Annotated in this window: 5 protein-coding genes and 1 pseudogene; all 6 read left to right on the forward strand. The window is 73.9% G+C overall.

The features are described from left to right. Nucleotides 1-119 precede the first annotated feature (119 nt). Entirely contained in the window at nt 120-653 is a 534-nt protein-coding gene (locus ABZ793_RS00950) for a hypothetical protein (protein WP_357449905.1), read from the forward strand. Between the two features lie 688 nt (nt 654-1,341). After that, nucleotides 1,342-2,517 (forward strand): pyruvate dehydrogenase (acetyl-transferring) E1 component subunit alpha, encoded by a 1,176-nt coding sequence (pdhA, locus tag ABZ793_RS00955; protein WP_357449908.1) that lies wholly within the window; start codon nt 1,342-1,344, stop codon nt 2,515-2,517. Beyond that, nucleotides 2,517-3,506, forward strand: a complete 990-nt coding sequence (locus ABZ793_RS00960; protein ID WP_357449911.1) for an alpha-ketoacid dehydrogenase subunit beta — start codon at nt 2,517-2,519, stop codon at nt 3,504-3,506. The genes pdhA and ABZ793_RS00960 overlap by 1 nt, the downstream gene beginning before the upstream one ends. Before the next feature lie 5 nt (nt 3,507-3,511). After that, a complete protein-coding gene (locus ABZ793_RS00965; RefSeq protein ID WP_357450600.1) occupies nt 3,512-5,017 on the forward strand; it encodes a dihydrolipoamide acetyltransferase family protein in 1,506 nt (501 codons plus the stop codon). A gap of 221 nt (nt 5,018-5,238) precedes the next feature. Further along, entirely contained in the window at nt 5,239-5,376 is a 138-nt protein-coding gene (locus ABZ793_RS00970; RefSeq protein ID WP_165947779.1) for a hypothetical protein, read from the forward strand. Nucleotides 5,377-5,720: 344 nt separating this feature from the next. After that, nucleotides 5,721-6,202, forward strand: a pseudogene (locus ABZ793_RS00975) (hypothetical protein); the annotation flags it as partial.

A 6,202-nucleotide genomic window follows, 5' to 3' on the forward strand; every position in this document is an offset into this window, starting at 1 on the left:
CACCTGCCGTCGGCCGTCACCGTACCCGTGGCCGCCCGGCGCCGGCCCGCACTCCGGCCGGCTCGACCGTAAGGCGGGAAGCCTCGGCGGGCCGTGGGCCGGTCGGGGACGAGGTCGGCGTGGGACCGGGGGTCGGCGTGGGGTCGGCAGGCGGCGGCGAGCCGGTGCTCGTGGGCTCCGCCGACGGTCCCGGGGTCGGCGAGCCGGTCGCCGTGATCACCGGGGACGGACTCGGCGAGGGGGTCGGCTCGGGCGAGGGCGACGTGGACGGGCTGGGTGACGGGCTCGGTGAGGGCAGCGGAACCGGCCGGCCGCCCGGCGGGCGCGACGGGACCACCGCGGGCGGGGGCGGGGGAGCGGGCCGCACCACCGACCCCGGGCCCGGCGCCGCCACGACCGGCGTACGCGGGGCCGGCGCGGCGGGCCGCCAGGTGCTGGGGGTCGCCACGGCCGGGGACGGGGTCGACGGGGCGACCGCCGGCTGGTTCGTCGCCGGTACCGGGATCACCACCGGGCCCACGGAGGGCGTGGGCAGGAACGGGGTGCCGCTCTCGGGCAGGGCGGTGCTGCCGACCGTGGCGGAGCCGGTGCTGATCGCGGCGAGGATCGGCATCGACGCGGTGCCGGCGAGCAGCGCCACGGTGAACAGGTAGCCCCGGGGCGGCCCGCCGGACCCGGGCGCCCGGTGGGCGCCCACCAGTCGGCGGTAGCCACCGGCCGCACGGTGCCGACCGAGGAACGGGGCACCGGGGCCTTCGACTGGATCGGACACCGCGCACTCCTCCTCGTTGGCCTCCCGCCGGCCGGGGGCAGCGGGACACCGCGACGGCGCCCGACCCGAACCGCCCGGCGGCACCCGCATCGCCGAGAGGAACCGGCAAACCGCTCGACCTGGGCCATCCTCCCGCCAATCAGCCTGCCCAGTGACGCTCCGTCAGCCAACCCCCTACCGCGTGTCGACACGCGTATCTGGCCGAACGGTGACGAACCATCGCCGGATCGGCCGCGAGTCGATGGAACGGACACCCGGCGCTTCGTGTAACGAAGCGGGCCGCCCTCCCGGTGCGGGGCGGGCGTACTGTGGGCGCGCTCACGTGTGATGCGAATATGGACCACGACGGCAACGCAGCCTCGACCTCCGCGCACCCCCGCGGCAGGCGCGGCTGGGCGCCGGCGCTCCCGAACCGGGTTCGGCCAAGAATCCGGCTTCACGCCGCGCGGCAACCCCCACCGGGGCTAGGCGCGGCCGCCAGGAACCGGTCCGGCACCAGCCGGACAGGCGCACGAGTTGCGCGGCCGGGTGACCCCCCGGTGCCGACGCAGACAGACAGGGAGAGACGGATGGCAAAGGGCGACCCCGGGGTCTCCAGCCGCGGCCGGCGGGCCGCACCCCGCTCCAGGAAGGGCGCGACCGGCGACCCGCAGCTGGTGCAGTTGCTCACCCCGGAGGGTGAGCGGATCGAGAGCGCGACCGGCCCGGACGGGACGGAGTACCGCGTCGACTTCACCGACGAGGAGTACCGCGGGCTCTACCGCGACCTCGTGCTGGTGCGCAAGCTCGACGCCGAGGCCACCGCGTTGCAGCGCCAGGGCGAGCTGGGCCTGTGGGCCAGCCTGCTGGGCCAGGAGGCCGCGCAGGTCGGCTCCGGGCGTGCGCTGCGCACCCAGGACATGGCCTTCCCGACCTACCGGGAGCACGGCGTCCTCTACTGCCGGGGCATCGACCCGATCATGCCGCTCGGCCTGTTCCGGGGCGTCGACCAGGGCGGCTGGGACCCGAACGAGTTCAAGTTCAACATGTACACGATCGTGATCGGGGCACAGACCCTGCACGCGACCGGGTACGCCATGGGCGTCAGCATGGACGGCAAGACCGGGACCGAGGACGGCGAGGCGGTGATCGCCTACTTCGGCGACGGCGCCACCAGCCAGGGCGACGTCAACGAGTCGTTCGTCTGGGCCAGCGTCTTCAACGCCCCCCTGGTGTTCTTCTGCCAGAACAACCAGTACGCCATCTCCGAGCCGCTGGAGCGGCAGACCCGTGTCCCGCTCTACCAGCGGGCGGGCGGCTTCGGCTTCCCCGGGGTCCGGGTGGACGGCAACGACGTGCTCGCGTCGTACGCGGTGACCCGGCACGCGCTGGACAACGCCCGGCTCGGCCAGGGCCCCAGCCTGATCGAGGCCTACACCTACCGGATGGGCGCGCACACCACCTCCGACGACCCGACCCGCTACCGGATCGCCAGCGAGGTCGAGGCCTGGCAGGCCAAGGACCCGATCGCCCGGATGAAGGCGTTCCTGACCAAGCAGCAGATCGCCGACGCGGACTTCTTCGCCGACGTCGACGAGCAGGCCCGCACCGAGTCGGTGCACCTGCGCGAGCGGGTGCTCGCCATGCCCAACCCGGAGCCCGTGACGATGTTCGACCACGTCTACCCCACCGGGTCCCCCGAGCTCGACGAGCAGCGGGCGCAGTTCAGCAGGTACATGGAGTCGTTCGAGGGGAGCGCCCACTGATGGCCACGGAGACGCTCACCCTCGGCAAGGCCCTCAACACCGGCCTGCGCAAGGCCCTGGAGAACGACCCGAAGGTCGTCATCATGGGCGAGGACGTCGGCAAGCTCGGCGGCGTCTTCCGGATCACCGACGGCCTCCAGAAGGACTTCGGCGAGCAGCGGGTGATCGACACCCCGCTCGCCGAGTCCGGCATCATCGGCACCGCGGTCGGCCTCGCCATCCGCGGCTACCGCCCCGTCTGCGAGATCCAGTTCGACGGCTTCGTCTACCCCGCGTACGACCAGATCGTGTCGCAGGTGGCGAAGATGCACTACCGCTCGCAGGGCAAGGTCAGGATCCCGATGGTCATCCGGATCCCCTTCGGCGGCGGCATCGGCGCGGTCGAGCACCACTCGGAGTCGCCGGAGGCGTACTTCGCCCACACCGCCGGTCTCAAGGTGGTGAGCTGCGCCAGCCCGCAGGACGCGTACACGATGATCCAGCAGGCCATCGCCTCGGACGACCCGATCGTGTTCATGGAGCCGAAGCGGCGCTACTGGGAGAAGGGCCCGGTCGAGCTGGACGCCCCGCTGTCCGAGGCGTACCCGCTGCACTCCGCCCGGGTCGCCCGGGCCGGCACCGACGCCACCCTGCTGGCGTACGGGCCGATGGTGCGGACCTGCCTGGACGCGGCGACGGCCGCGGCCGAGGACGGCCGCGAGCTGGAGGTCATCGACCTGCGCACGCTCTCCCCGCTGGACCTGACCGCCGCGTACGAGTCGGTGAAGCGCACCGGCCGCTGCGTGGTCGTGCACGAGGCCCCGGGCAACCTGGGCCTGGGCTCGGAGATCGCGGCCCGGGTGACCGAGGAGTGCTTCTACTCCCTGGAGTCCCCGGTGCTGCGGGTGACGGGCTTCGACACCCCCTACCCGGCCTCCCGGGTGGAGGAGGAGTACCTTCCCGACCTCGACCGGGTGCTCGACGCCGTCGACCGCACCTTCGGCTGGTGAGCGGCATGTCGCGGATCAAGGAGTTCAACCTTCCCGACCTGGGCGAGGGCCTGACCGAGGGCGAGATCCTCGCCTGGCTGGTCAAGGTCGGCGACGTCATCGAGCTGAACCAGCCGATCGTCGAGGTGGAGACGGCCAAGGCGGCCGTCGAGATCCCCGCGAAGTGGGCCGGCCAGGTGCAGGCGATCTTCCACCCGGAGGGGACCACGGTCGAGGTCGGCACGCCGATCATCGCGATCGACACCGATCCGGGCGCCGGGCCGATCGAGGCGTCGACGACCGGTGCGCCGGCCGCCGACCTGCCCGCCCCGTCGGCGGCGTCGCTGGCCGCGGTCGAGGTGGCGCCGGCCGAGGGCGCGGTCGAGCCGGGCCTGATCGGCGGTCCGGCCCCGGGTGGGCGTACCGCCGTGCTGGTGGGCTACGGCCCGCGGACCACCGCCGCCAAGCGGCGCCCGCGCAAGGGCGGCACCCCGGTGCCGGCGCAGGCGGCGGCCCCGGCCGCTCCGGTGGCTCCGGCCGCTCCGGTGGCTCCGGTGGCTCCGGCCGCTCCGCCGGCCCCGGTCGCTCCGGCGGCCCCGGTACCGACCGCGCCGTCGAACGGCCACGGCCGGGCCGGCGGCCCGGTGCTGGCCAAGCCTCCGGTCCGCAAGCTCGCCAAGGACCTCGGCGTCGACCTGTCCGCGCTGACCGGATCGGGCCCGCTGGGCTCGATCACCCGGGAGGACGTGCAGCGGGCGGCGAGTGGGACCCCGGCGGCGGCCGAGCCGCTGACGGTGGCGGCCCCGGCCACGGCGGCGGCGAGCTTCGGCGCGGACCGCGAGCAGCGCATCCCGGTCAAGGGGGTACGCAAGCTCACCGCCGAGAACATGTCCCGCTCGGCGTTCACCGCCCCGCACGTGACGGAGTTCCTGACCGTCGACGTGACCCGGGCGATGAAGGCCCTGGACCGGCTCCGCGGCCGGCGGGAGTGGCGCGACGTGCGGGTCTCGCCGCTGCTGCTGGTCGCCAAGGCGGTGCTGCTGGCGGTCAGGCGCCACCCGATGGTCAACTCGACCTGGGCCGGCGACGAGATCGTGGTCAAGGACTACGTCAACCTGGGCATCGCGGCGGCCACCGAGCGGGGGCTGATCGTGCCGAACATCAAGGACGCCGGCCGGCTCTCGCTGCGCGAGTTGGCGGACGCGATGACCGACCTGGTGCAGACGGCCAAGGCGGGGAAGACCTCGCCGGCCGACATGTCGGGCGGCACGCTGACGATCACCAACGTGGGTGTCTTCGGCGTGGACACGGGCACGCCGATCCTGCCCCCGGGCGAGTCGGCGATCCTGGCCTTCGGCGCCGTACGCGAGATGCCCTGGGTGCACAAGGGCAAGGTCCGCCCGCGCCAGGTCACCACGCTGGGCCTGTCGTTCGACCACCGGATCATCGACGGCGAGCTGGGCTCGAAGTTCCTGCGTGACATCGGGGACTTCCTGGCCGACCCGGAGGCGGCGCTGCTCGCCTGGACCTGACGGGTCTCGACACCAGCCACGGCCGGTGTGCCTCGGGTGAACGCCCGGCACACCGGCCGTGACCGTTGGGAGACAGAAACATCGGTTCCCGGGCCGGTTTCACCTTCGATTGTTCGGCTCGTGTCCCAGCTCACCTAATAATCGATGGAAGTTAGGGCCGTTCTGCGGTTCAATAGAGACATCAGGGGCTGACAACCGAATAGCCAGGAGGAGAGACCACCATGAGCATGATCGAGCGAATCCGTAACCGCCGCGACGCCAACCGCCGCGCCCGTGCCATCGAGCACGCGCTGCGCTCCGCCAACTCGCCCGCGGTCCGCGAAGAGATCCTCGCCATCGCCCAGCGTCACATGAGCTGACGCCCAGATCGTTCCTCACCTCCTCCAGATCGATGGCCCGCCCGGTCCGCCCGGGCGGGCCATCGGCGTTTCACACCCATTGACACCGGGATTCCACCCCGCCGCAGCGCCCGGTACGGTGGGCTTCGGTCGTCGCCCGCCGACCGGGAGCAGGTCGAGTCGATAGAAGCCGCTCGACACCACCCGGCCACAGGGAGTGACGGCCGGTGCTCCCCGGAAGCCCTCGGGCAGTCACCGGATACGGTGCGGGGAGCCGGCACGGTCGGTACACCGGCGACGCCGGCCACCCTGCCGAGCAGACCGATCGGCAGCGGCGGCCGACAGGTGATGGAGGAGGCGCACGCATGACGTCCGAGGGCACGCACCACCCCGGCCAGCAGCCGGACGAGGTGTCGCCGGGCGCCGGCGGACCGGCGCCGTACGGCGACCGCCCGGCGCAGGAGGGCAACGGCTACGGTGGCGCCCCCGACCTGGGCTGGGCACCCCCGCCACCGTCCGGGCAGCCGAACCCTCCCGCCTGGGCAAACCAGAACGAGCAGCAGGCGGCCCCCGCCTGGGGCGCCGGCCAGGCCCCGCAGCAGGCCGACCCCGCCCCGCCCGCCTCCTGGGGACCCCCCGGCGGGCCCCCACAGCCGGCGTGGGCCGGCGCGCCGGCAGAGCAGCCCGGTCCCGCATGGGCCGCCGCCGCCCCGCCGCACGCCGCCCCCGACCAGCCCGCCTGGGCCCAGGCCGAGCAACCCTCCCCGGCGTGGGCGCAGCCCGAGCCCGCCGCGCGCGGCGCCGCCCAGGTCCCGCAGGCCGCCCCCGCCCCGCAGCCCTGGCCCGC

It is taken from the genome of Micromonospora sp. NPDC047465 (assembly GCF_040643125.1).
GTDB lineage: Bacteria > Actinomycetota > Actinomycetes > Mycobacteriales > Micromonosporaceae > Micromonospora.

Excerpts from the sequence above, each read along its gene's own strand:
- pdhA (WP_357449908.1), top strand. The coding sequence starts at position 1,342 with ATGGCAAAGGGCGACCCCGGGGTCTCCAGCCGCGGCCGGCGGGCCGCA.
- ABZ793_RS00960 (WP_357449911.1), top strand. The coding sequence starts at position 2,517 with ATGGCCACGGAGACGCTCACCCTCGGCAAGGCCCTCAACACCGGCCTG.
- ABZ793_RS00965 (WP_357450600.1), top strand. The coding sequence starts at position 3,512 with ATGTCGCGGATCAAGGAGTTCAACCTTCCCGACCTGGGCGAGGGCCTG.
- ABZ793_RS00970 (WP_165947779.1), top strand. The coding sequence starts at position 5,239 with ATGAGCATGATCGAGCGAATCCGTAACCGCCGCGACGCCAACCGCCGC.